The organism is Luteimonas colneyensis (genome assembly GCF_014836665.1).
Lineage (GTDB): Bacteria > Pseudomonadota > Gammaproteobacteria > Xanthomonadales > Xanthomonadaceae > Luteimonas > Luteimonas colneyensis.
This window is the reverse complement of record NZ_JACSQJ010000001.1, coordinates 646,621-669,628: the sequence shown is the minus strand read 5'-3', so window position 1 is coordinate 669,628 and position 23,008 is coordinate 646,621. Positions and strand designations below refer to the sequence as shown.

Genomic DNA, 23,008 nt, shown 5'->3' with positions numbered 1-23,008 from the left:
AACCCTGCAGGAGCACGCATGGCCAGCTATGGCATGAACGACGTCAAGAACGGGATGAAGATCCTCGTCAACGCGGAACCCGCGATCATCACCGACACCGAGTACGTCAAGCCGGGCAAGGGCCAGGCGTTCACGCGCGTGAAGTACCGCCTGATCAAGTCGGGCCGGGTGCAGGAAATCACCATGAAGTCGACCGACTCGGTGGAGGCCGCCGACGTCATCGACACCGACATGCAGTATCTGTATGCGGACGGCGAGTACTGGCACTTCATGAACCCGGAGAGCTTCGAGCAGGTGCAGGCCGACGCTGCCGGCATGGGCGGCGCCGAGAAGTGGCTCAAGGGCGAGGAGGAATGCGTGGTCACCCTCTGGAACGGCACGCCGATCCAGGTCACCCCGCCGAACTTCGTCGAGCTGAAGATCACCGAGACCGACCCGGGCGTCCGCGGCGACACCTCGGGCGGCGGCGGCAAGCCGGCCACGCTCGAGACCGGTGCGGTGGTGCGCGTGCCGCTGTTCGTCGGCCAGGACGAGGTGATCAAGGTCGACACCCGCTCCGGCGAGTACGTCAGCCGGGTCAAGTGATGGCGGTCGAGGCGGGCGCGCCCGAGGCCTGCGACCTGCTGGTCGAGGCCGGCTACGTCGTCCCGGTGGAGCCGCACGGTGTGGTCCTGGAGGACCATGCCGTGGCGGTGCGCGGCGGCGCCATCGTGGCGCTGCTGCCGCGGGCCGAGGCGCGCGCGCGCTTCGCCCCGGCCGAAGTGGTGTCGCGGCCCGACGGCGTGCTGCTGCCGGGCTTCGTCAATGCGCACACCCACAACCCGATGACGCTGATGCGCGGCATCGCCGACGACCTGCCGCTCAAGGTCTGGCTGCAGCAGCACATCTGGCCGATCGAGGCCGCGGTGATGGCGCCGGACTTCGTCGCCGACGGCATCACGCTCGCCATCGCCGAGATGCTGCGCGGCGGCACCACCTGCTGCAACGAGAACTACTTCTTCCCCGACGTGCAGGCCGCGGTCTACAAGCGCCACGGCTTCCGCGCCCGGGTCGGCCTGCCGGTGATCGACTTCCCCACGGCCTGGGCTTCCGGCGACGACGAGTACTTCGACAAGGCCGGCGCCGTCCACGACCAGTGGCGCGGCGATCCGCTGATCGGGATGGCCTTCGCGCCGCATGCGCCGTACACGGTCAACGACGCCAACTTCGAGCGCGTGCGCATGCTGGCCGACCAGCTCGACGTGCCGGTGCACCTGCACCTGCACGAGACCGCACAGGAGGTCGAGCAGTCGCTGAAGGAGCACGGCCAGCGCCCCATCGCACGCCTGGACCGGCTGGGCCTGGTCAACGACCGACTGATCGCAGTGCACATGACCCAGCTGACCGACGCCGAGATCCACCTCTGCGCCGAGCGCGGCGTGAGCGTGGTGCACTGCCCGGAGTCCAACCTCAAGCTGGCCTCGGGTTTCTGCCCGGCCTGCGCGCTGGAGCGCGCGGGCGTGAACCTCGCCATCGGCACCGACGGCTGCGCCAGCAACAACGACCTCGACATGGTCGGCGAGACCCGCACCGCGGCGCTGCTGGCCAAGGCGGTGGCGCAGGACGCCGCCGGCTTCGACGCCTTCACCGCGCTGCGCGCGGCGACGCTGGGCGGTGCGAAGGCGATCGGCTTCGACCACCTGGTCGGCTCGCTCGAGCCCGGCAAGCAGGCCGACATGGCCTGCATCGACCTTGGCGACCTCGAGACCCAGCCGCTGCACCACGTGGTGTCGCAGCTTGTCTATGCGGCCGGCCGCCACCAGGTGTCCGACGTCTGGATCGCCGGTGCGCCGAAGCTGCGCGCGCGCGAACTGGTCGACCTGGATCCCGCCGCCCTGGTCGCCAACGCCCGCCAGTGGCGCACGCGCATGGCCGGCGTCCGCACCGGCGCCTGAAGCGCCGGCGCTTCCCCCACCTCCGAGCCTCCACATGACCACCTCGTCCCACGGCACCAACTTCCGCCAGTCCGAGCTCGACAAGTTCGCCGAGCTGGCCAACCGCTGGTGGGATCCGGAAGGCCCGCAGAAGCCCCTGCACGCGCTGAATCCCGTGCGCCTGGACTACGTCGCCGCGCGGCGGCCGCTGGCCGCTGCGAGGGTGCTGGACGTGGGCTGCGGCGGCGGCCTGCTGAGCGAGGCCATGGCGCGCGCCGGGGCCGAGGTGACCGCGATCGACCTGGCCGACGACCTGGTCCGGGTGGGGCGGCTGCACGCGCTCGAAGCCGGAGTGAAGGTCGATTACCGCGTGCAGGCGGTCGAGGCGCTGGCGGCCGAGGCGCCTGCCAGCTTCGACGCCGTCACCTGCATGGAGATGCTCGAGCACGTGCCCGATCCCGGCGCGATCATCCGCGCCTGCGCAACGCTGCTGAAGCCCGGCGGCAAGCTGTTCGTGTCCACGCTCAACCGCACCCCGGCGGCCTTCGCGCTGGCGATCGTCGGCGCCGAGTACGTCGCGCGCCTGCTGCCGCGTGGCACCCACCAGTATCGCGACTTCATCCGGCCCTCCGAACTCGCGGCCTGGCTGCGCGAAGCGGGCCTGGAGCTCGATGACGTCGCCGGCCTGGCCTACGAACCCTGGGCCAACCGCGCCCGCCTGTCCTCGCGCACCGACGTCAACTACCTCGCCGCGGCGACCAGGCCGGACGCGCCGTGAGCTTCCCGCGCTGCGTCCTGTTCGACCTCGACGGCACCCTGCTCGACAGCGCGCCGGACATGGCCGCCACGGTGAACCGCATGCGCGCCGCGCGCGGCGTCCCGCCGATGCCGCTGGCCGCGCTGCGGCCGCACGTGTCCAAGGGCGCGCGGGCGATGAGCGCTGCGGCCTTCCCGGAGCTCGGCGGCGAGGTGCCGCCGGACCTCATCCGCGAGTTCCTGGACGTGTACGCGGAGGAGCTCGGCCGCCACGGCGCCGCCTTCGACGGCATCGAGGCGATGCTGGCCGCGCTGGAAGCCGACGGCGCGCGCTGGGGCATCGTCACCAACAAGCCGGAGTACCTCGCGCGCGGTCTGATGCCGGCGCTGGGCTGGGACTCGCGCAGCGGCGTGCTGATCGGCGGCGACACCCTGGCCGAGCGCAAACCGCATCCGCTGCCGCTGCTGCATGCGGCCGAAACGATGGGCTTCGACGTGGCCGACTGCGTCTACGTGGGCGACGACGAGCGCGACATCATCGCCGCGCGGGCCGCCGGGATGCGCTCGCTGGTCGCGCTCTGGGGCTATCGCCTGCAGCACGACGATCCGCTGGCGTGGGAGGCCGACGCGATGGTGGAGACGCCCGCCGACCTCCTCGATCCGGATGCCTGGCCGTGAGCGTCGACGTCGACGTCCGCGACGGGGCTTCCAGCTTCGTCGAGAAGTGGCGTGCGCGCTGGCCGGAGTGGGAATTCGGCATGGTCTTCGTGCCGGTTGCGCAGCGGCCGCTCGCGGAAGCCTGGCTCAGCCTGCTGAACGAACTCGCCGAGGCGGCCTGGGGCGGCGGCGATCCCACGCCGGGACTGGCCAAGCTCGCCTGGTGGCAGGAAGAGCTGGGCGGCTGGTCGAAGGGCGCGCGACGGCATCCGCTGGGGGCGCTGCTGCAGCCGCGGCCGGCGCCCTGGCTGCAGCTCGGGCGGGCGCTTCCGGACCTGCGCGCGCTGCGCGGTGACGGCGTCGACGACCTCGTCGGACCTGTCACGGATGCCGCCTCCATCGCAGGCACGCAGGTGCCCGGCGAGGAGGCCGGCAGGGATTTCGCGGCCGCCGTGGCCGCCTGCGAAGCCGCGCTTTTCGACGGGCGAACGGGCGACGACAGCGTCGCGGCCGTGCTCCAGTCCGTTCGCGACGAGCGCGTGCTGATGCGCGGCGCAGCGATCGAGCCGGCCACCACGGCGCGTCCGGGACGTCCCGGCTGCCGGCTGCGGGGAGTGCAGATGGCGCTGGCGGCCGCGCGCCTCGCGCGTCCCGGCGTGCCGGTGTCGCCGCTGCGCGCGCTGCTCGGCGCCTGGCGGGGCGCACGCCGCGCCGGCTGAGCCCGTGCGGCCGCGGCATGCAGCGTTCCGGCGGCCTGGGCGGGGTGCGCGGTTAGAATTGCGGACCGTTCTCATTTGCGAGCCTCCCGCGTGACTTCTTCCAAGCCGTCCCCGGCACTGCCCGACGTCGCCTACGATCGCGCCGCGGCGGCGCGCCCGCTCGACTGGGTCGGCATGCGCCGCGTGGCGCTGCCCCTGTGCGTGTCCGATGGCGACGGGCGCCCGCAGCGCGTGCCGGCATGGGCCGACATCGGCGTGGACCTGGCGAGCGCGGAAACGCGCGGCATCCATATGTCGCGGCTCTACCTGCTGCTGCAGGAGCGCCTGGTGGCCGGTCCGCTTACCGCCTCCCTGCTGCGCACGCTGCTGCGCGACTGCATCGACTCGCAGTCGGGCCTCGCCACCACCGCGCACCTGGGCCTGCGCTGGGAGCAGCTGCTCGAGCGCCGCGCGCTGGCCAGCGACAATGCCGGCTGGAAGTCCTATCCGGTCGCGATCGACGCCAGCCTGTCGCCGGCCGGCGCGGAGATCGTCCTGGCCTTCGGGGTCGAGTACTCCAGCACCTGCCCGGCCTCGGCGGCGCTGTCGCGGCGGGCCAACGCCGAACGCTTCGAAACGGACTTCGCCGGTGACGACGCGCCGTCCAAGGTCGACGTGCGCGAGTGGCTGTCCTCCGGCCGCGGGCTTGCCGCCACGCCGCACGCCCAGCGCAGCCGCGCCGACGTGCGCGTCACCCTGCGCGACGACGTGGACGCCCTGCCGCTGCTCGAACTGGTCGACGCCATCGAGGCCGCGCTCGGCACGCCGGTGCAGACCGCGGTCAAGCGCGAGGACGAGCAGGCGTTCGCCCGCGCCAATGCCGACAACCTGATGTTCTGCGAGGACGCCGCGCGCCGCGTCGCCGCGGTGCTGTCCACCAGTCCGCGGGTGGCGCGCTTCGACGCCACCGTGTCGCATTTCGAAAGCCTGCACGCGCACGACGCGGTGGCACGCGTGGCCGGAACGGCGACGGGCTGAGGGCAGGGCGTCCGGTCGCCTACGTCGCGCGCTCCCCGCATTCCCGCGCTGCTACGATGGCGCGATGGGGATTGGGGATGCCAGCCGCGGTTCGTGGTGGCGCAGCTTCTGGCTGTGCCTGCTGCTGCTGTGCGCCCCGTTCGCGAACGCATCGGCCGCGCCGCTCGTCCTGCAGTTCCTCGCAGGCGATGCCGAACCGGCCGAGGTGCTGTCCGGCGCCCTGGACGCGCGGCTCGGGGCTCCGCTGCAGGGCGGCATCAAGCGGCAGGAGCATCCGGTCGGCTGGTGGCGGATCACCGTGCCGGGCGGGCTGGCCGCCGAAGGCGAGCCGAGGCTGCTGCTGGAGCAGCCCTTCCTCAATCGCGTGGATGCCTGGGTGCCCGGGCGGCAGGGGCCGACCCGGCACGCGCTCTACGGTGCGCATGCCGATCCCGGACATTCCGCGCGCGCGCTGGTGATCGAACTCCCGCACGGGATCCCCGAGGGCGAGGCGGTGTGGCTGCGCGTCCACACGGGCAGCCTGATGGCGATGCATCCCACGATCGACAACGCCGCGCAGGTGCGCGCGGACGACCTCGCCTACGTGGCCTGGCGGATGTTCGTGCTGACCGTGCTGGCGGTGCTGTCGCTGCTGGCCTTCGCGTTCTGCGCCGGCACCGGCGAGACCAGCTTCGCCTGGTTCGGCGCGATGCTGGGCTTCGCCACCCTGTACCTGGTCGCCATCGGAGGCGACGCGCGCCTGGTCCCGGGCGCGGACGCGATGTTCTCGAGCACGCGCGCCAACGCCATCATCGCGGGCCTCGGCGTGCTCTGCAGCAACATGTTCCAGCGCGACTACCTCGACCTGCGGCGGAAGCTGCCCTGGCTGGACCGGCTGCTCCGGGGCGGCAGCGCACTGGTGGCGCTGGGCTGCCTCGGCTGCGCGCTCGGCGACTGGCGCGGCTTCTGGCACCTGGTCAACGGCGGCCTGGTGCTGTCGGCCATTTTCCTGCTGGTCGGCAGCACGGTCCTGGCACTGCGCCGCGACCGTGCCGGCCGCGTGGTGATGGCGTCCTGGCTGCCCTTGATGGTCTTCATCAGCCTGACCGCCACCGGTACCGGCATGCTCGGCCTGTGGGACAGTCCGCGCTGGCTGCCGCAGGCGCTGGCGGGCAGCTTCGCGCTGGCCAGCCTGCTGCTCAGCATCGGCCTGGCGGACAAGCTGCTGGAGCTGCGGCGCGACCGCGACCATGCCAGTGCGCGCGCCCATGCCGACGAGCTGACCGGCCTGCTCAACCGCGCGGGCATCGAGTCGGAGCTGGCCCGCGTGGTGCAGGCGGCGCAGCGCGGTGGGCAGGCGATGTCGATCGCCTTCATCGACCTCGACCATTTCAAGCCGATCAACGACGCCCACGGCCACGGGGTCGGCGACCAGTGCCTGCGCATCGTGTCGCAGCGCATCCGCAACCAGCTTCGCGGCGACGACGTCATCGGCCGTTACGGCGGCGACGAATTCCTGGTCGTGCTGCCGGCGACCGCGGCCGGCGAGGCGCTGGGCATCGCGAGGCGCATGCTGGACTCGGTCCGCCAGCGTCCGCTGACCATCGGCGAGCTGCGCCTGGACGCGGGCCTGAGTATCGGCGTGGCCGAGCGCCTGCACGGCGAGCCGATCGAATCGCTGGTCGAGCGCGCCGACGCAGCCCTGTATTCGAGCAAGCAGGCCGGCCGCAGCCGGGTGACCGTCGCGCGGACGGAGCCGGCGCCCGGGCAGGACGCGGTGCCGATCATCAACAGGCGGGATGGAGGGGTGACGTGGGGCTGATGTCGATCGATGCACTGCAGGAAGGCGACATCCTGCTGATGATGGGCGACGGCCCGCTTTCGGAGCTGATCGCCTGGGCCAGCGACGGTCCGTACAGCCATGCCGCGATCGTGGTGGACGGTGGCGACCTGCTGGAGGCCTCGTTCGCCGGTGTCCGCCGCAGTCCCCTCGCGGCGCGGGTGCAGGAACTGGCGCACTACCACTTCATCGACGCGTGGCGGCCCGTGGATGCGCAGGGCGGTTCGTGCAGCGCGGACGACCGCCGACGGGTGCGTGACCAGGCCGGGACCATGCTGGGCGCGCCGTACCCGGTCGACCAGCTGGCCCTGTTCGGCGCGATCATGGCGGTCCGCGGCAAGTGGCCGAAGCATCCGCTGCTGCGGACGCTGGTGCGCTTCGCCCTGGACCGCGCGCTGCCGTCGGAGTCGCAGGGCATGGTGTGCAGCGAGGTCGTCTATCGCGCCTGGGCCGAATGCGAGGTGTCGCCGCGCGGCCGGCTCGCGCTGCCGATCGTCGAGGGCACGCGCGGAGACGCGCCGTTTCCCGCGATCGACTGGCAGCGCCTGTACGAAGACATCGCTCCGCTGCTGCTGCCCGCGCCCGCGGACGGTCGCTTGCGCGGCGGCGTGCCCGGGGACGTTGGGTCGCTCCTGGATTCCATGGAGGCGCCCGACGACGAGGCCCTCGAGCAGGCCCGCCAGCGGGTGCTCGCCAGCCTCGACGTCCGCGGCGGGCTGCGCAGCGCCGGCCGGAACACCGCCGGTGCGGCCTACCACCCGAACCCGCGCCTGGTCTCGCCGCAGGACCTGGCCGGCTCGCCCGGCACGCGGCTGCTCGGGCGGCTGATGGAGCGTGTCGGAGCGTAAGAGCGTTTGCCAGGTGACCGCTACGGCCGCTCCAGCACCAGCAGCGGATCCACGCGCACGTCGAACCAGTTCATGCCCCAGTGCAGGTGCGGGCCGGTGGCGCGGCCGGTGGCGCCGACGGCGGCGAAGGCCTGGCCCTGCTCGACGCGGTCGCCTTCGGCGACGTCGATGCGCGAGAGGTGCAGGAAGTTCGAACTGACGCCATGGCCGTGGTCGATCACCACGGTGCCGCCGGTGAGGTAGAGGCCCGGGTCGGCGAAGGTGACGATGCCCGCGGCCGGCGCCTTCACCGGCGTGCCGGTGGGCGCCGCGATGTCCATGCCGGAGTGGCCGGCGCCGGGCTTGCCGTTGTAGATGCGGCCGCTGCCGAAGCGGCCGCTGATGCGGCCCTCGACCGGGCGGACGAAGCGCTGGGCGAAGTCGGCGCGGTCGTCGTCGCGGGTGCGCGCCGCGATCACGCGCGCCTGTTCGCGGCGGATGCGCTCGGCGATCGCCGGCGGTGGCTCGACGGTCTTCGGCGGGACGCCGTCGACGCGCTCCATCGGCCAGTCGCGCGGGTCCACCTCGATGCTGGCGTCGCTGCGGCTGCCATCCGGGCGGGTCACGCCGACGCGCAGCGGACCGCTGGCGTCGCGGCCGACGCCGAATACCACGGTGCCGTAGCCGGTGGTGCGCAGCGTGCGGCCGTCGTACTCGACGCGACTGCCCGGCGGCACCCTGCCGAACACCAGCGCGCCCTGCTGGACGCGCTCGGGGAAGGCCACCCGCGTGTCCGCGGCGGCGTCGGCCGCGGCGATCGCCGGGGCTGCCTGGGCGACGGCCAGTGCCCAGGGCAGGGCGGACAGCAGGCCGACCAGGAGGACGCCTGCGGCCGTCATGCAGCGTGCTCCGCGGCGCCGGTGGCGGTCCCCGGGGTGGTTCGCGCGTTCATCGCGCGAACTCCAGGCGGCGCCCGGCAGCTTCGCCGGTGATGCGCGCGCCGTCCCAGGCCAGCACGCCGTTGACCCAGGTCGAGGCGATGCGCGAGCGGAAGCTCGTGCCCTCGAAGGGCGACCAGCCGCACTTCGACAGCACGTCCTCGCGCTTCACCGTGAACGGCGTGTCCTCCACCAGCACCAGGTCGGCCCAGTAGCCCTCGCGCAGGAAGCCGCGCTCCTTGACGTCGAACAGCTGCGCCGGCGCGTGCGCGAACTTCCGCACCACGCGCGCGGTGTCGAAGTGCCCCTCGTGCACGCACTCCAGCGCCGCCACCAGCGCGTACTGCACCAGCGGCAGGCCGCTGGGCGCGCGGGTGTAGGGCGCCTGCTTCTCCTCCCAGGTGTGCGGGGCGTGGTCGGTGGCGAGCACGTCGATGACGTCGTCGGCGAGCGCGCGCAGCAGGGCTTCGCGGTCGCTGGCGTCCTTGATCGCGGGATTGCACTTGATCTGGTGGCCCAGGCGCTCGTAGTCGGCGCGCTCGAAGCGCAGGAAGTGGATGCAGGTCTCGGCGGTGATGCGCTTGCGCAGCCTGCCTTCCGCGTCCACCAGCGGGCCGGCCTCGAACAGCGCCAGCTCGTCGGCGGTGGAGATGTGCAGCACGTGCAGGCGGGTGTCGTGGCGGCGCGCGAGTTCCAGCGCCAGGCGGGTCGACCTGATGCAGGCCTCGCGCGAGCGGATGTCGGGGTGGCAGGCGGCCGGGATGTCGTCGCCGTACTTCTCCCGGTAGCGGGCCAGCTCCGCGTCGATCATCGGCGTGTCTTCGCAGTGGGTGATGATCGGCACCGGGGTGTCGCGGAAGATGCCGTCGAGCGTCTCCGGGTCGTCGACCAGCATGTTGCCGGTGGAGGCGCCCATGAACACCTTCAGCCCCGGGGTGGCGCGCGGGTCGATGGCGCGCACCGCCTCGAGATTGTCGTTGCTCGCGCCCATGTAGAAGCCGTGGTTGGCGCGGGCGCGGCCGGCGGCGCGGGCGTACTTGTCCTCCAGCGCGGCGGCGTCCAGCGTCGGCGGACTGGTGTTGGGCATGTCCATGAAGCTGGTCAGGCCGCCGGCCACGGCCGCCGCCGACTCGGTGGCGATGTCGGCCTTGTATTCCATGCCCGGCTCGCGGAAGTGCACCTGGTCGTCGATCATCCCCGGCAGCAGGCGACGGCCGGCGGCGTCGACCACGGTGTCGCCCTGGCGCGGCGAGAGGCTGCCGATGGCGTCGATGCGGCCGTCGCGCACGCGCAGGTCGGCGTCGAACTCGCGGCCCTCGTTGACCAGGCGCGCGTTGATGATCAGGGTGTCGGTCATGGCTTGGGGGATCCGTCGTCGCGGGGCGGCACCGGGTCGAAGCCGCCGGGGTGGAGGGGGTGGCAACGCCCGACGCGCCGGGCCGCGAGCCAGCTTCCGCGCAGGGCGCCATGCGCCGAGATCGCCTGCATCGCGTACTCGGAGCAGGTCGGCACGAAGCGGCAGCGCGGCCCCAGCAGCGGGCTGAGCCAGCGCTTGTAGCCGCGGAGCAGGGCGATGAGCAGGCGGTCGATCAAGCGGTGGGTCGAGCAGTCTGTCGAGCGGTTGATCGCAGGCTTGGGCAAAAGGGCGCGGATGCGGTGCGTCGCGGTTGCCGCTGCAGTCAGGGCAGGGTATAACAGCCCGCTTTCCCGTCCAAGCGACGGGAGTGTGGCGCCGGCCACTCGCGCGCCCTCCGGGACGCTCCCGGTGGCCGGACACGTCAATCGTCGCCGCAATGCGGCCACGTCGGTGAATGCCCCGCTCCCGCTGCATGGCCGGCGGCCGGCCGCGTGCAGCGGGCCGGCGCCCACTTGTCCCAGAAGGATCGCCGAACGTGGCAGTGAAGAAGACCGTCAAGAAGGCCGCCAAGGCGGCCAAGCCCGCAGCGAAGAAGGCCAGCAAGGCCGCCCCGGCCAAGGCCGCGGTGAAGAAGGTCGCCGCGAAGAAGGCACCCGCGAAGAAGGTGGTGGCCAAGGCCCCGGCCGGGAAGACGGCCGCGAACAAGGTCGCGAAGAAGGCCGCCCCGGCCAAGGCCGCGACGAAGAAGGCGCCGGTGAAGGTCGCCTCGAAGAAGGCCGCGCCCGTGAAGAAGGTGGCGGCGAAGAAGGTCCCGGCCAAGGCGCCCGTGGCGAAGAAGGCCGCGGTGGCCAAGGCGCCGGCGCCGAAGGCATCCGCGAAGTCGCCCGTGCCCGCCGCGACGCTGAAGAAGGCGGTGGCGAAGGCCCCGGCGGCACCGGCCAGGGCGCCCGCCGCGGCCCGCAAGGCCACTGCCAAGCCCTCCACCAAGGTCGCACCGGTGACGGCGCCCGCGCCGCGCCAGGCGCCTGCCCGCCGCGGTGCCAAGGTGGCCAAGGCCGTGACCAGCCGCCAGCCGCAGGCGCCCGCGCCGAAGCCTCGCTACAAGACCATCCCCTACAAGACCGACGACGCCACCGGCCGCCCGATCCTGCCGGCGGGCTACAAGCCCGGCGCGGACGAGGAGTACATGAGCCCGCTGCAGCTGGAGTACTTCCGGCAGCGCCTGCTGGACTGGCGCGCGGACCTGGTCGAGGAGTCCAAGCAGACGATCGAGAACCTGAAGGACGAGGTGCGCGACGTGGGCGACGACGCCGAGCGCGCCACCCGCGAGACCGAGAACTCGCTGGAGCTGCGGACCCGCGACCGCTACCGCAAGCTGATCGGCAAGATCGACAGCACGCTCAAGCGCGTCGACTCGGGCGAGTACGGCTACAGCGTGGACTCGGGCGAAGAGATCGGCCTGGACCGCCTCGAGGCCCGCCTCACCGCCGAGCGCACCATCGACGAGCAGGAGCGCTGGGAGCACCTGCAGAAGCAGATCGGGGACTGAGCCCGGGTCGGGTGACGCCAGGAAAGCCCCGCCCGCGCGGGGCTTTCTTTTTGCGCCAGCGCCACCCCCGCCGACGCCACCCGCCGATGTCTCCCCTGTAGAGCAGCTACAGCTGCGACCGGCATTCCCGCAAGCTCCGGGTCGCAGTTGTAGCTGCTCCCACACGGACGCGTGCGGGGATGCCGCGGCAGCTCAGTGCAGCTCGCGCAGGTCCAGCCGTCGCAGCTTCGGCGCCCGCCACGCAGTCACCGCGGCCACGGTCATGGTGACGCAGCCGCCCAGCACCACCGCCGGCACCAGCCCCAGCAGCCGCGCCATCGAGCCGGCGTAGAAGGCGCCGAGCTCGTTCGACGAGCCCACGAACAGTCCGTTGATCGACGACACCCGTCCACGCATCTCGTCGGGCGTGGACAGCTGCAGGATGGTCGAGCGCAGCACCACCGAGACGCCGTCGCACATGCCCGACAGCAGCAGGAAGACCGCCGATAGCCAGAACGAGGTCGACAGCCCGAAGCCGATGATGCTCAGGCCGAAGCCGACCACGGCGGCCAGCAGGATGCGCCCGGCGTGCCGCGTCGGCGGACTGCGCGCCAGCAGCACGCCCATGGCCACCGCGCCCAGCGCCGGCGCGCTCCGCAGGATGCCCAGGCCCTCGGGGCCGTAGTGCAGGATTTCCCGGATGAAGGCCGGCGCCAGCGAGATCGCGCCGCCGAACAGCACCGCGAACATGTCCAGGGCGAGCGCGCCCAGCAGGATCTGGTTCGAGAACACGAAGCGCGCGCCCTCGGCGATGCTGCTGAAGATCGGTGCGCCCTGCAGGGTGATCGCCGGCTCGGTCACCCGCAGCCGGCGGATCGCGAACGCGGCCACCAGCGCGAACGCGGCAGCCAGGGCATAGGCCACCCACATGCCCGCCGCGCCCACGATCACGCCACCGATGGCCGGCCCCAGCACCATCGCCGACTGGAACACGATGCTGCCGAGGCTGGCCCCGCGCGCGAACTGCGGGCGCGGCAGCACGCGCGCGAACAGCGCGTTGTAGACCGGGCCGAGGAAGGCGCGCACGGCGCCTGTGAGCACCAGCGCGGCATAGATCCATCCCACGCGCACCTGGCCGAGGACGCCCGAGGCGATCAGGGCCAGCGCGATCGGCGTCAGCGCCAGGCCGATGCACGCCACCATGCCGAGCTTGCGCCGCGGCAGGTGGTCGACCAGGTAGCCGGCGAACGGCGCCACGCAGAAATAGGGGATGAGCTCGGCCAGGCCGATCAGGCCGAGCATCCAGGGATTGCGCGTGAGTTCGTAGACGTGCCAGCCCACGGTCACCGCCACGATCTGGTAGCTCATGATCGTGCAGATGCGGTAGGCCATCAGGCCGCGGAATGCTTCGTTGCGCAGCGGCGCCAGGCGACCGTCGTCCGCCGGCCCACTCACGCCAGCGCGCGCTGCGCCGTGTCGCGGATGAAGGCGAGCAGCGAAGCGAGCCCGTTGCTGCGGGTGGGCGACAGGTGCTTCGCCAGGCCGATGTCGGCGATGTAGGCCGGGTCGGTGGCGAGGATGTCCTGCGCGCTGCGGCCCGAATACACGCGCAGCGCCAGGTAGACCAGGCCGGAGACGATGGCCGAATCGCTGGCCGCCGCGAAGTCCAGGCGCGAGGCGTCGCCCGAGGGCACGATCCAGACCATCGACTGGCAACCGTGCAGGCGGTGGGCCTCGGTGCGGAATTCGTCGGGGAAGTCGGGAAGCTTGCGGCCGAGGTCGATCAGGTACTGGTAGCGCTCGGACCAGTCGCCGAAGAAGGCGAACTCGTCGCGGATCGCGGCCTGGGCCTCGGCGGCGCTGGCTTCGAGCGGGAATGGGGTGCGGGTGTCCATGCGTGTCAGCCTCGCTTCCAGCGTACGCCCTGCGGCGTGTCTTCGAGCAGCACGCCTTCGCCGGCGAGCTGCTCGCGGATCGCATCGGCACGGGCGAAGTCGCGGGCCTGCTTGGCCGCGGCGCGCTCGTCGACCAGCGCCTGGATGCGGGCGTCGTCGTCGCCCGACGCGCCGCGGCCGAACCACGCCGACGGCGCCTGCTGCAGCAGGCCGAGCGCGCGCCCGCCCGCGCGCAGGCTGGCGGCCAGCGCGGCCACCGCCTGCAGCGGGCCGCGCCCGGAGGCATCGCCCTGGGCGATCGCATTGCGCAGCACGCGCGCGTTGCCGGCGATCGCCGCCAGCTCGGCCAGCGCCTGCGGGGTGTTGAGGTCGTCGTCGAGCGCGGCTTCGATGGCGTCGGGGATCGCGGCGTCCACCGGAGCCGTGATGCCGCCGTCCGCCTCTTCGTGCTGCGCCAGCAGCGCGTCGACGTCGCGCAGCGTGCCGTACAGCCGGTCCAGGGTGCGCACGCTCTGTTCGACCAGGCCATCCGACCAGTCCAGCGGCTGCCGGTAGTGCGCCGACATCAGCGCGTGGCGCAGCGCCTCGGGCGGGTGCTTGCGCACCAGGTCGTGCACCTTCTCGATGTTGCCCAGCGACTTCGACATCTTGGCGCCGCCGAAGTTGAGCATGCCGTTGTGCAGCCAGAAGCGCGCGAAGGGCGCGCCGCCGTGGGCGCACTCGCTCTGCGCGATCTCGTTCTCGTGGTGCGGGAACTGCAGGTCGACGCCGCCGGCGTGGATGTCGATGGTTTCGCCGAGGTGGGCGGCGGCCATCGCCGAGCACTCGATATGCCATCCCGGGCGGCCGCGGCCCCAGGGCGAATCCCAGCCGGGCAGGTCGCCGGTGGACGGTTTCCACAGCACGAAGTCGCCGGGGTCGCGCTTGTAGGGCGCGACGTCCACGCGCGCGCCGGCCAGCATGTCCTCCAGCGCGCGGCGCGAGAGCTTGCCGTAGCCGTCGAAGCTCGCGACCGCGAACAGCACGTGGCCTTCAGCCGCGTAGGCGTGGCCGCTTTCAACCAGCCGTCCGATCATGGCGACGATCTCGGCGATGTGGGCGGTGGCCTCGGGCTCGATGTCCGGCGGCGCGACGCCCAGCGCGGCCATGTCTTCGCGGTAGGCCTCCGCGAAGCGGCCGGTGATGGCCGAGATCGGCACCCCCTGCTCGGCGGCGGCGGCGTTGATCTTGTCGTCGACGTCGGTGATGTTGCGCGCGTAGGCCAGCGTGCCGAAGCGGCGGCGCAGCAGCGCGGCCAGCACGTCGAACACCACCGGGCCGCGCGCGTTGCCGATGTGCACGTAGTTGTAGACCGTGGGGCCGCAGACGTACATCGTCGTGCGCGCGGGGTCACGGGGCTGGAAGTCCTCCACCCGGCGGGTGAGGCTGTTGAAGAGTCTGAGGGTCATGCCTTGGGGCCGCTGGGCAGGCCGTCGATTCTACCGGCGGGGGCGCGTGACAGCCACGATTCAGCCCTTCATCGTGGCCAGCGCCTACACTTCCGGATCGCCATGCATTCCTTCCTGCCCGCAAAGCGGTGGCTGCCGCTCCTCCTGGCTCCGTCGCTCGCGGCGGCACCGGCGTGGGCGCAGCACACCGTCATCCAGGCGGAAAACGTGCGCTACGAGTATGCGCAGGTGCTGCGCGCCGAACCGGTGTACCAGACGCTGCGCGCCACCAGCATGGTCGAGCGCTGCGAGCAGTCCAGCATGGTGTCGCCCGAGGAGGACGAGGAGCGGCGCGGGCTGTCGCGCGTGGTCGGCGCGGTGCGCGACGTGCTCACCCCGGGCCGCGGCGACCAGGTCGAGGACGGCGACGAGGACTGCCGCATGGTGCCGGTGGAGCGCGAGTTCCGCCGTCCCATCGCCTACGACGTGGATTACGTGGTGCGGGGGGTGAAGTACCGCTCCCGGCTTCCGAACGACCCCGGCAACCGGCTGCGGGTCAAGGTCGCGGTCACCCCGGTCGTGCCGGGCGGCGGCGCCGAATGATCCCCACCGCCTGCCGGTTGCAGGCCGCCGCGGCCCGTGGGAAGATTGCCGCGATGCAACATGCCTGCGCCCCCGTCCACGGTCTGCTGACCTCCGCCTACATGGCGGCGGGCATGACCTCGCGCGCGCGCCGACCGGAAGCCCACATCCACCTGGGTTGAGGACCGGCAGCACCTGCCTTCCGTTTTCAGAAGCCCGGCCCGCGCCGGGCTTTTTCGTTTCCGACTCCATGGACACCGCCATGACCACCACGCCGCAGCATTTCCTCAACACCCAGGACTGGACCCGTGCCCAGCTCGACGCCGTGCTGGCCGAGGCCGCGCGCCTGAAGCGCGACCCGCTCGGCGATGCGCTGAAGGGCAAGTCCATCGCCTTGGTGTTCTTCAACCCGTCGATGCGCACCCGCACCAGCTTCGAGCTCGGCGCCTTCCAGCTCGGCGCCCACGCCGTGGTGCTGCAGCCCGGCAAGGACGCCTGGCCGATCGAGTTCGACCTGGGTACGGTGATGGACGGCGAGGCCGAGGAGCACATCGCCGAGGTGGCGCGGGTGCTCAGCCAGTACGTCGACATGATCGGCGTGCGCGCCTTCCCGAAGTTCGTCGACTGGGCGGTGGACCGCGAGGACCGCGTGCTGAAGGGCTTCGCGAAGTACGCCACGGTTCCGGTCATCAACATGGAGACCATCACCCATCCCTGCCAGGAGCTGGCGCACGCGCTGGCGCTGCAGGAGCACTTCGGCACCAGCGACCTGCGCGGGAAGAAGTACGTCCTGACCTGGACCTACCACCCGAAGCCGCTGAACACCGCGGTCGCCAATTCCGCGCTGACCATCGCCACCCGCATGGGCATGGACGTGACCCTGCTGTGCCCGACGCCCGAGTACGTGCTTGATGACCGCTACATGGGCTGGGCCGAGGCCAACGTCGCCGAGAGCGGCGGCTCGCTCACCGTCAGCCACGACATCGACAGCGCCTACGCCGGCGCCGACGTGGTCTACGCCAAGAGCTGGGGCGCGCTGCCGTACTTCGGCAACTGGGGGCCGGAGAAGCCGATCCGCGACCAGTACCGGCACTTCATCGTGGACGAGGCGAAGATGGCCCTCACCAACGACGGCGTCTTCAGCCACTGCCTGCCGCTGCGCCGCAACGTCAAGGCGACCGACGCCGTGATGGATTCGCCGCGCTGCATCGCCGTGCAGGAAGCCGGCAACCGCCTGCATGTGCAGAAGGCGGTGATGAAGGCGCTGGCCGGGCGCTGAGTCCCGACACCCATTTCTTTCCCGTCATCACCCTGTAGGAGCAGCTACAGCTGCGACCACTCCCTCGGCGCCGTCCCGCTATTGCGGTCGCAGCTATAGCTGCTCCTACAGTCAATTCCAAGAGAACCCAGACATGAACGCAGCATCCGAATCCAGGGACATCGTGCTCGCCTTTTCCGGCGGGCTGGACACCAGCTTCTGCGTGCCTTGGCTGCAGGAGCGCGGCTGGCAGGTGCACACCGTGTTCGCCGACACCGGCGGCGTCAGCGCGGCCGAGCGCGAGGCGATCGAGGCGCGCGCGGCCGAGCTGGGCGTGGCCAGCCACGTCACCATCGACGGCGGCCCGGCGATCTGGGAGGGCTTCGTGAAGCCCTTCGTGCACGCCGGCGAGGCCTACCAGGGCCAGTACCCGCTGCTGGTCTCGGACCGCTACCTGATCGTCGATGCGGCGCTTGCACGCGCCCGCGACCTGGGCACGAACGCCATCGCCCACGGCTGCACCGGCATGGGCAACGATCAGGTGCGCTTCGACCTGGCGGTGAAGGCCAGCGGCGACTACCGCATCGTGGCGCCGATCCGCGAGATCCAGAAGGAGCACACGCAGACCCGCGCCTACGAACAGGCCTACCTGGAAGAACGCGGCTTCGGCGTGCAGTCCAAGCAGAAGGCCTACACCATCAACGAGAACCTGCTGGGCCTGACCATGTCCGGCGGCGAGATCGACCGCTGGGAGGCGCCCGGCGAGGGCGCGCGCGGCTGGTGCGCACCGCGCAGCGCGTGGCCGGTGGAGCCGCTGCAGGTGACGCTGCGCTTCGTCGAGGGCGAGGCGGTGGCGCTGGACGGCGACGCGATGCCCGGCGCGAAGCTGCTGGCGCGCCTCAACACCATGTTCGCCCAGTACGGTGTCGGCCGCGGCATCTACACCGGCGACACCACCATCGGCCTCAAGGGCCGGATCGTGTACGAGGCGCCCGGCCTGGCGGCGCTGCTGGCCGCGCACCGCGCGCTCGAGGAAACGGTGCTGAGCAAGCAGCAGAACCGCTTCAAGCCCGACGTCGGCCGCAAGTGGGTCGAACTGGTGTACGAGGGCTTCTACCACGATCCGCTCAAGGCCGACCTCGAAGCCTTCCTGGCGTCGTCGCAGCGCATGGTCAACGGCGAGGTGGTGCTGGAAACCCGCGGCGGCCGCGTCGACGCGGTGGCCGTGAGTTCGCCACACATCCTCAACGCCAGCGGCGCGACCTACGCGCAGTCCGCCGACTGGGGCGTCGAGGAGGCCGAGGGCTTCATCAAGCTGTTCGGCATGAGCAGCACGCTGTGGGCCGAGGTCAACAAGCCGTGAGTGCCGGGCCTGCCAGCGCCGACCTGCTCGACGCCGTGCTCCGCCATCTGGCGGCGCTGGTGGCATTCGACACCCGCAATCCGCCGCGGGCGATCGATGCCGGCGGCATCTTCGACTACATCCGCGCCCAGCTGCCGGACTTCGAAGTGACGGTGACCGACCACGGCGCCGGCGCGGTGTCCCTGTTCGCGCGCCGCGGCACGCCGTCGCTGCTGTTCAACGTGCACCTGGACACGGTGCCGGATTCGCCGGCGTGGACCGCCGACCCGCACGTGCTGCGGGTCGAGGGCGACCGTGCGATCGGCCTGGGCGCCTGCGACATCAAGGGCGCGGCCGCGGCGCTGATCGCCGCCGCGCAGGCGGTGCCAGGTGACGCCGCGTTCCTGTTTTCCAGCGACGAAGAGGCCAACGACCCGCGCTGCATCGCCGCCTTCCTCGCCACGGACCATGGCTTCCGCCAGGTCGTGGTGGCCGAGCCCACCGGCTGCGAGGCCGTGCTCGCCCATCGCGGCATCGCCGCGGTGCAGCTGCGCTTCCACGGCGAAGCCGGCCATGCCTCGGGCGCGCAGGCGCTCTCGGCCAGCGCCGTGCACAAGGCCATGCGCTGGGGCGTGGACGCGCTGGCCCTGGCCGAGGCCGAGGCGCACCAGCGCTTCGGCGGCCTGACCGGCCTGCGCTTCAACATCGGTCGCGTCGAAGGCGGCATCAAGGCCAACGTGATCGCGCCCGCGGCCGAAGTGCGCTTCGGCTTCCGCCCGCTGCCCTCGCACGACGTCGGCCAGCTGCACGCCCGCTTCGCCGCGCTGGCGCCGGAAGGCAGCGACTACACCGCGACCTTCCACGGCCCCTCGCTGCCGGCCGGCGACACCGCCGCGGCCGAAGAGCGCCGCTTGGCCGCCCGCGACTTCGCCGAAGGCCTAGGCCTGCCGATCGGCAACGCCGTCGATTTCTGGACCGAAGCCTCCCTGTTCTCCGCCGCCGGCCTCGACGCCATCGTCTACGGCCCCGGCCACATCGCCCAGGCCCACACTGCCGACGAATGGGTGGGGCTCGACCAGCTCCGTACCCACGCCGAGGCAATGGTGCGGGTCATCGGGGGAAAAGCGTTTGCCACGGATGAACGCGGATGACCCGGATCTACACGGATAAAGCAGAAGCTTTTCTTGTAGGAGCAGCTACAGCTGCGACCGGGAGCTCGCCTCGTCCCATTCGCCCCATCGAGCGTGGGGAGTCGCAGCTGTAGCTGCTCCTACAGAAAGAAGCAGGGCTGTTGCTCTATCCGTGTAGATCCGCGTCATCCGCGCAAATCCGTGGCAAAAAAGAAATCCAACACCGAAGTGACAACCATGCAAGCACACGCACAGACCCGCCAGACCATCGTCCGCCTGCTGTCGAGCATGGGCAGCGCGAAGGAGATCAGCCAGTACCTGAAGCGGTTCTCGCAGGTCGACGCGCGCCGCTTCGCCGTGGTCAAGGTCGGCGGCGCGGTGCTGCGCGACGACCTGGATGCGCTGACCTCGTCGCTGGCCTTCCTGCAGCAGGTCGGGCTGACGCCGATCGTGGTGCACGGCGCGGGGCCGCAGCTCGACGAGGCCATGCAGGAGGCGGGCATCGCCAAGCGGACCGTCGACAACCTGCGCTACACGGACGCCGAGGGCCTGGGCATCGTGCGCCGGGTGATGCGGCAGCAGAACCTGCGCCTGGTCGAGGCGCTGCAGCTGGAAGGCGTGCGCGCGACCTCGATCCAGTCGGGCGTGTTCGAGTGCCGCTTCCTCGACCGCGAGCGCTACGGCCTGGTCGGACAGGTGGTGCGCGTGGATACCGATGGCATCGGGGCGGCGATCAAGGCCGGCTCGATCCCGGTGATCACTTCGCTGGGCGAGACCGCCGACGGCCAGATCGTCAACGTCAACGCCGACTGGGCGGCCAACGAGCTGATCAAGACCCTGCAGCCCTACAAGATCGTCTTCCTCACCGGCACCGGCGGCCTGCTCGGGCCCGACGGCAAGGTGATCGACTCGATCAACCTCAGCACCGAGTACGACGACCTGATGGCGCAGCCCTGGCTGCACTCGGGCATGCGGGTGAAGATCGAGCAGGTGCACGACCTGCTGATGGCGCTGCCGCCGTCGTCGTCGGTGTCGATCACCAGGCCCGACCAGCTCGCCCGCGAGCTGTTCACGCACAAGGGCTCGGGCACCCTGGTGCGCCGGGGCGAACGCGTGCTGCGGGCCACGTCCTGGAACGCGCTCGACCTGCCGCGGCTGCGCACGCTGGTGGAGTCGGCCTTCGGGCGGGCGCTGCTGCCGGACTACTTCGAGCGGACGGCGCTGCTGCGCGCCTACGTCAGCGAGAACTACCGCACGGCGCTGATCCTCACCGAGGTCGACGGCGTGCCCTACCTCGACAAGTTCGCCGTGCTCGACGATGCCCAGGGCGAAGGCCTGGGGCGCGCGGTGTGGCAGGTGATGCGCGAGGAGACGCCGACGCTGTTCTGGCGCTCGCGCCACGGCAACGGCGTCAACGCCTTCTACCATGCGGAGTCCGAGGGCTGCTTCCGCCAGGCGACGTGGCGGGTGTACTGGTACGGCATGGACGGCTTCCCGGCGATCGAGCGCGCGGTGGCGCACTGCGCCGAGCGGCCGGCCACGCTGGCCGATCCGGTGGAGGAGGCGAAGGCATGAAGAAGACCGTCGGCATCGTCGGTGCGCGCGGGCATACCGGCGCGGAGCTGATCGGCCTGCTCGCCGGCCATCCGGGATTCGAGCTCGCCGCGGTGTCCTCGCGCGAGCTGGATGGGCAGCGCGTGGGCGACCAAGTGCCGGCGTACGCGGGCGAACTGCGCTATTCGAACCTCGCGCCGGACGCCCTGGCCGCGCTCAGGCTCGACGCCTGGGTGCTGGCGATGCCCAACGGGAAATCCGGCGCCTTCGTCGAGGCGCTCGCGGCCGCCGGCGCCGACCCGGTGATCGTGGACCTCTCCGCCGACCACCGCTTCGATGCAGCCTGGCACTACGGGCTGCCGGAGCTGACCCGCGACGGCTACGGCGGCCAGCGCCGCATCGCCAACCCCGGCTGCTATGCCAGTGCCATGCAGCTGGCGCTGGCCCCGATGCTCGACCTGCTCGACGGCCCGGCGCAGTGCTTCGGCGTCTCGGGCTACTCGGGCGCGGGCACCACGCCGTCGGACCGCAACGACGTCGGCAAGCTGCGCGACAACCTGATGCCCTACGCGCTGGTCGACCACGTGCACGAGCGCGAGGTCACCCGCCACCTCGGCCACGCCGTGGAGTTCATGCCGCACGTGGCCCCGCACTTCCGCGGCATCACCCTGACGGCCAACATGCACCTGCACGCACCGGTCCGGGCCGAAGCGGTCGAGGCCGCCTACCGCGCCCGCTACGAGGACGAGCCGCTGGTGCGCGTGACCCCCGACGCGCCCTGGGTGAGCGCGATCGCCGGCCGGCATGACGTCGAGATCGGCGGATTCACGGTGTCGGCCGATGGCCACCGCCTGGTCGTGGTCGCCACGCTCGACAATCTCCTGAAGGGCGCCGCGACCCAGGCCCTGCAGAACCTCAACCTGGCGTTCGGCTACCCCGAGATCCAGGGCATCCCCGTCGCCCCGGAGCTGACGATATGAGCGACCTCCTTTGGCAGAAACCCGGCGTGACCGTCGACGCAGGCATCCAGGCCTTCCTGGCCGGCGACGACGTGGTGCTGGATCGCGAGTTCTTCCTGCATGACATCCAGGCCAGCCGTGCGCATGCCGAAGGGCTCCAGCGCATCGGCATCCTTTCGGCGGACGAGCTGGCCGGCATCGCGCGCGAACTCGACGCGCTCGCCGCCGACTTCGGCGCCGGCCGCTTCGTCCTCGACGAACGCTACGAAGACGGCCACTCGGCGATCGAGGCGCGCCTGACCGAGCGCCTCGGCGACGCCGGCCGGCGCATCCACACCGGACGCAGCCGCAATGACCAGGTGCTGGTCGCCACCCGCCTGTGGCTTAAGGAGAAGCTCGCGCGCACGCAGGCCCTGTGCGTTGAGATCGCCGGCATCTCGCTCGAGCGCGCCCGGGCCGAGGCCGACGTGCCGCTGCCGGGCTACACCCACCTGCAGCGCGCCGTGGTCAGTTCGCTGGGCATGTGGTGGGCCGCCTGGGCGGAGGCCTTCATCGACAACGGCGCGCGCGCGGCCGGCACCCTGGCCTGGGTCGACGCCAACCCCCTCGGCAGCGCCGCCGGCTACGGCGTCAACCTGCCGCTCGACCGCGACCACACCACCGCCGCCCTCGGCTTCGGCCGCATGCAACAGGCCGCGACCTACGCCCAGCTCTCGCGCGGCAAGTTCGAGATGGCCGCGCTCGAGGCCCTGTCCAGCGCGATGCTGGACCTGCGCCGCCTGGCCTGGGACCTGAGCCTGTTCACCTCGGGCGAATACGGCTTCGTGATGCTGCCGGCGCAGTACACGACCGGCAGTTCGATCATGCCCAACAAGCGCAACCCCGACGTCATCGAGCTGATGCGCGCGACCTACGCCAGCGTGGCTGCCGCGCGCTGCGAGATCGAACAGCTGCTGTCGCTGCCCTCGGGCTACCACCGCGACCTGCAGGTGTCCAAGGGCGCGCTGTTCCACGGTTTCGGCAAGGGCCTGCAGGCGCTGGCGCTGCTGCCGGACCTGCTGCGCAACCTCGACTGGAACGTCGAGCGCATGTGCGCCGCGCTGGAGCCGTCGATGTATGCCACCGACCTGGCCGTGGACATGGCCCGCGCGGGCCTGCCGTTCCGCGACGCCTATCGGCAGGCGGCCGACCCGGCGCGCTGGGCCGACGGGGATCCCGCGGCGAGCCTGGCCGCGCGCGTGTCGCCCGGCGCGGCCGGTGCACTGTGCCTGGATGCCCTGCGTGGGCGGCTGCGGGCCCTGGCGGGCTGAGCCGCGACCGCCGCGGCGTT

23 protein-coding genes are annotated in these 23,008 nt (G+C 71.7%); 17 read left to right on the top strand and 6 right to left on the bottom strand.

Annotated elements, in window-relative coordinates; all coding sequences use genetic code 11:
• Positions 1–18: 18 nt before the first annotated feature.
• The 8 genes from efp (at position 19) to H9645_RS02990 (ending at position 7,729) form a co-directional block, all read left to right on the top strand.
• Positions 19–585 carry an elongation factor P gene (efp, locus tag H9645_RS03025; RefSeq protein ID WP_191728232.1) on the top strand — a complete coding sequence of 189 codons (567 nt, stop codon included), beginning with the start codon at positions 19–21 and terminating at the stop codon, positions 583–585.
• On the top strand, positions 585–1,934 hold the full coding sequence (locus H9645_RS03020; RefSeq protein WP_191728231.1) for a TRZ/ATZ family hydrolase: 1,350 nt from the start codon (positions 585–587) through the stop codon (positions 1,932–1,934). The genes efp and H9645_RS03020 overlap by 1 nt, the downstream gene beginning before the upstream one ends.
• A 34-nt stretch (positions 1,935–1,968) precedes the next feature.
• Positions 1,969–2,691: a bifunctional 2-polyprenyl-6-hydroxyphenol methylase/3-demethylubiquinol 3-O-methyltransferase UbiG gene (ubiG, locus tag H9645_RS03015; protein WP_191728230.1), complete on the top strand. Its 723-nt coding sequence runs from the start codon at positions 1,969–1,971 to the stop codon at positions 2,689–2,691.
• Complete coding sequence (gene gph, locus H9645_RS03010) at positions 2,688–3,347, top strand: phosphoglycolate phosphatase (RefSeq protein ID WP_191728229.1); 660 nt, start codon at positions 2,688–2,690, stop codon at positions 3,345–3,347. Before ubiG ends, gph begins: the two co-directional genes overlap by 4 nt.
• A complete protein-coding gene (locus tag H9645_RS03005; RefSeq protein ID WP_191728228.1) occupies positions 3,344–4,045 on the top strand; it encodes an isoprenoid biosynthesis enzyme family protein in 702 nt (233 codons plus the stop codon). Before gph ends, H9645_RS03005 begins: the two co-directional genes overlap by 4 nt.
• 90 nt (positions 4,046–4,135) lie before the next feature.
• Positions 4,136–5,062, top strand: coding sequence for a GTP cyclohydrolase FolE2 (gene folE2 / locus H9645_RS03000; RefSeq protein WP_318240480.1), 927 nt, complete (start codon positions 4,136–4,138; stop codon positions 5,060–5,062).
• A 64-nt stretch (positions 5,063–5,126) separates the two neighbouring features.
• Positions 5,127–6,863, top strand: coding sequence for a GGDEF domain-containing protein (locus H9645_RS02995; protein ID WP_191728227.1), 1,737 nt, complete (start codon positions 5,127–5,129; stop codon positions 6,861–6,863).
• Positions 6,863–7,729: a C40 family peptidase gene (locus tag H9645_RS02990; protein WP_191728226.1), complete on the top strand. Its 867-nt coding sequence runs from the start codon at positions 6,863–6,865 to the stop codon at positions 7,727–7,729. The genes H9645_RS02995 and H9645_RS02990 overlap by 1 nt, the downstream gene beginning before the upstream one ends.
• 20 nt (positions 7,730–7,749) lie before the next feature.
• Here H9645_RS02990 and H9645_RS02985 read toward each other — a convergent pair whose 3' ends face one another.
• Genes H9645_RS02985 through yidD form a run of 3 tightly spaced genes read right to left on the bottom strand, consistent with a single transcriptional unit; the run spans position 7,750 to position 10,239 of the window.
• The gene (locus H9645_RS02985) at positions 7,750–8,607 is read right to left on the bottom strand and encodes a M23 family metallopeptidase (RefSeq protein WP_191728225.1); all 858 of its coding nucleotides are present in this window, start codon (positions 8,605–8,607) and stop codon (positions 7,750–7,752) included.
• A 49-nt stretch (positions 8,608–8,656) separates the two neighbouring features.
• On the bottom strand, positions 8,657–10,003 hold the full coding sequence (locus H9645_RS02980; protein ID WP_191728224.1) for a dihydroorotase: 1,347 nt from the start codon (positions 10,001–10,003) through the stop codon (positions 8,657–8,659).
• Positions 10,000–10,239, bottom strand: a complete 240-nt coding sequence (yidD, locus tag H9645_RS02975; RefSeq protein WP_225217921.1) for a membrane protein insertion efficiency factor YidD — start codon at positions 10,237–10,239, stop codon at positions 10,000–10,002. The genes H9645_RS02980 and yidD overlap by 4 nt, the downstream gene beginning before the upstream one ends.
• Before the next feature lie 299 nt (positions 10,240–10,538).
• On the opposite strand from yidD, the gene dksA reads away from it, so the two are divergent.
• The gene (gene dksA / locus H9645_RS02970) at positions 10,539–11,552 is read left to right on the top strand and encodes an RNA polymerase-binding protein DksA (protein ID WP_191728223.1); all 1,014 of its coding nucleotides are present in this window, start codon (positions 10,539–10,541) and stop codon (positions 11,550–11,552) included.
• Between the two features lie 192 nt (positions 11,553–11,744).
• Here the strand turns inward: dksA and H9645_RS02965 are convergent, their stop codons facing one another.
• Genes H9645_RS02965 through cysS form a run of 3 tightly spaced genes read right to left on the bottom strand, consistent with a single transcriptional unit; the run spans position 11,745 to position 14,874 of the window.
• Positions 11,745–12,923, bottom strand: coding sequence for an MFS transporter (locus tag H9645_RS02965; RefSeq protein WP_191728461.1), 1,179 nt, complete (start codon positions 12,921–12,923; stop codon positions 11,745–11,747).
• A 59-nt stretch (positions 12,924–12,982) separates the two neighbouring features.
• Entirely contained in the window at positions 12,983–13,426 is a 444-nt protein-coding gene (locus H9645_RS02960) for a SufE family protein (RefSeq protein WP_191728222.1), read from the bottom strand.
• Between the two features lie 5 nt (positions 13,427–13,431).
• Positions 13,432–14,874 carry a cysteine--tRNA ligase gene (gene cysS, locus H9645_RS02955; protein ID WP_191728221.1) on the bottom strand — a complete coding sequence of 481 codons (1,443 nt, stop codon included), beginning with the start codon at positions 14,872–14,874 and terminating at the stop codon, positions 13,432–13,434.
• Positions 14,875–14,976: 102 nt separating this feature from the next.
• On the opposite strand from cysS, the gene H9645_RS02950 reads away from it, so the two are divergent.
• The 8 genes from H9645_RS02950 to argH all read left to right on the top strand — a co-directional run bounded on the left by H9645_RS02950 (position 14,977) and on the right by argH (position 22,988).
• On the top strand, positions 14,977–15,456 hold the full coding sequence (locus H9645_RS02950; RefSeq protein WP_191728220.1) for a hypothetical protein: 480 nt from the start codon (positions 14,977–14,979) through the stop codon (positions 15,454–15,456).
• Positions 15,453–15,617 (top strand): hypothetical protein, encoded by a 165-nt coding sequence (locus H9645_RS02945; protein ID WP_191728485.1) that lies wholly within the window; start codon positions 15,453–15,455, stop codon positions 15,615–15,617. The genes H9645_RS02950 and H9645_RS02945 overlap by 4 nt, the downstream gene beginning before the upstream one ends.
• An 80-nt stretch (positions 15,618–15,697) precedes the next feature.
• Positions 15,698–16,714, top strand: a complete 1,017-nt coding sequence (locus tag H9645_RS02940) for an N-acetylornithine carbamoyltransferase (protein WP_191728219.1) — start codon at positions 15,698–15,700, stop codon at positions 16,712–16,714.
• Positions 16,715–16,847: 133 nt separating this feature from the next.
• Positions 16,848–18,056, top strand: coding sequence for an argininosuccinate synthase (locus tag H9645_RS02935; RefSeq protein WP_191728218.1), 1,209 nt, complete (start codon positions 16,848–16,850; stop codon positions 18,054–18,056).
• On the top strand, positions 18,053–19,186 hold the full coding sequence (locus H9645_RS02930; RefSeq protein ID WP_191728217.1) for an acetylornithine deacetylase: 1,134 nt from the start codon (positions 18,053–18,055) through the stop codon (positions 19,184–19,186). Before H9645_RS02935 ends, H9645_RS02930 begins: the two co-directional genes overlap by 4 nt.
• Positions 19,187–19,402: 216 nt before the next feature.
• A complete protein-coding gene (locus H9645_RS02925; RefSeq protein ID WP_191728216.1) occupies positions 19,403–20,740 on the top strand; it encodes an acetylglutamate kinase in 1,338 nt (445 codons plus the stop codon).
• A complete protein-coding gene (argC, locus tag H9645_RS02920) occupies positions 20,737–21,699 on the top strand; it encodes an N-acetyl-gamma-glutamyl-phosphate reductase (protein ID WP_191728215.1) in 963 nt (320 codons plus the stop codon). Before H9645_RS02925 ends, argC begins: the two co-directional genes overlap by 4 nt.
• Positions 21,696–22,988 carry an argininosuccinate lyase gene (gene argH, locus H9645_RS02915; protein WP_191728214.1) on the top strand — a complete coding sequence of 431 codons (1,293 nt, stop codon included), beginning with the start codon at positions 21,696–21,698 and terminating at the stop codon, positions 22,986–22,988. The genes argC and argH overlap by 4 nt, the downstream gene beginning before the upstream one ends.
• The last annotated feature ends 20 nt before the right edge of the window (positions 22,989–23,008 follow it).

Coding starts and splice junctions, on each gene's coding strand:
- argC (WP_191728215.1), top strand. CDS start 20,737: ATGAAGAAGACCGTCGGCATCGTCGGTGCGCGCGGGCATACCGGCGCG.
- efp (WP_191728232.1), top strand. CDS start 19: ATGGCCAGCTATGGCATGAACGACGTCAAGAACGGGATGAAGATCCTC.
- H9645_RS02965 (WP_191728461.1), bottom strand. CDS start 12,923: ATGGCCTACCGCATCTGCACGATCATGAGCTACCAGATCGTGGCGGTG.
- H9645_RS02995 (WP_191728227.1), top strand. CDS start 5,127: ATGGGGATTGGGGATGCCAGCCGCGGTTCGTGGTGGCGCAGCTTCTGG.
- cysS (WP_191728221.1), bottom strand. CDS start 14,874: ATGACCCTCAGACTCTTCAACAGCCTCACCCGCCGGGTGGAGGACTTC.
- H9645_RS02960 (WP_191728222.1), bottom strand. CDS start 13,426: ATGGACACCCGCACCCCATTCCCGCTCGAAGCCAGCGCCGCCGAGGCC.
- H9645_RS02935 (WP_191728218.1), top strand. CDS start 16,848: ATGAACGCAGCATCCGAATCCAGGGACATCGTGCTCGCCTTTTCCGGC.
- H9645_RS02925 (WP_191728216.1), top strand. CDS start 19,403: ATGCAAGCACACGCACAGACCCGCCAGACCATCGTCCGCCTGCTGTCG.
- H9645_RS02950 (WP_191728220.1), top strand. CDS start 14,977: ATGCATTCCTTCCTGCCCGCAAAGCGGTGGCTGCCGCTCCTCCTGGCT.
- H9645_RS02985 (WP_191728225.1), bottom strand. CDS start 8,607: ATGACGGCCGCAGGCGTCCTCCTGGTCGGCCTGCTGTCCGCCCTGCCC.
- H9645_RS03020 (WP_191728231.1), top strand. CDS start 585: ATGGCGGTCGAGGCGGGCGCGCCCGAGGCCTGCGACCTGCTGGTCGAG.
- ubiG (WP_191728230.1), top strand. CDS start 1,969: ATGACCACCTCGTCCCACGGCACCAACTTCCGCCAGTCCGAGCTCGAC.
- H9645_RS02945 (WP_191728485.1), top strand. CDS start 15,453: ATGATCCCCACCGCCTGCCGGTTGCAGGCCGCCGCGGCCCGTGGGAAG.
- argH (WP_191728214.1), top strand. CDS start 21,696: ATGAGCGACCTCCTTTGGCAGAAACCCGGCGTGACCGTCGACGCAGGC.
- H9645_RS02990 (WP_191728226.1), top strand. CDS start 6,863: ATGTCGATCGATGCACTGCAGGAAGGCGACATCCTGCTGATGATGGGC.
- H9645_RS02940 (WP_191728219.1), top strand. CDS start 15,698: ATGACCACCACGCCGCAGCATTTCCTCAACACCCAGGACTGGACCCGT.
- H9645_RS02980 (WP_191728224.1), bottom strand. CDS start 10,003: ATGACCGACACCCTGATCATCAACGCGCGCCTGGTCAACGAGGGCCGC.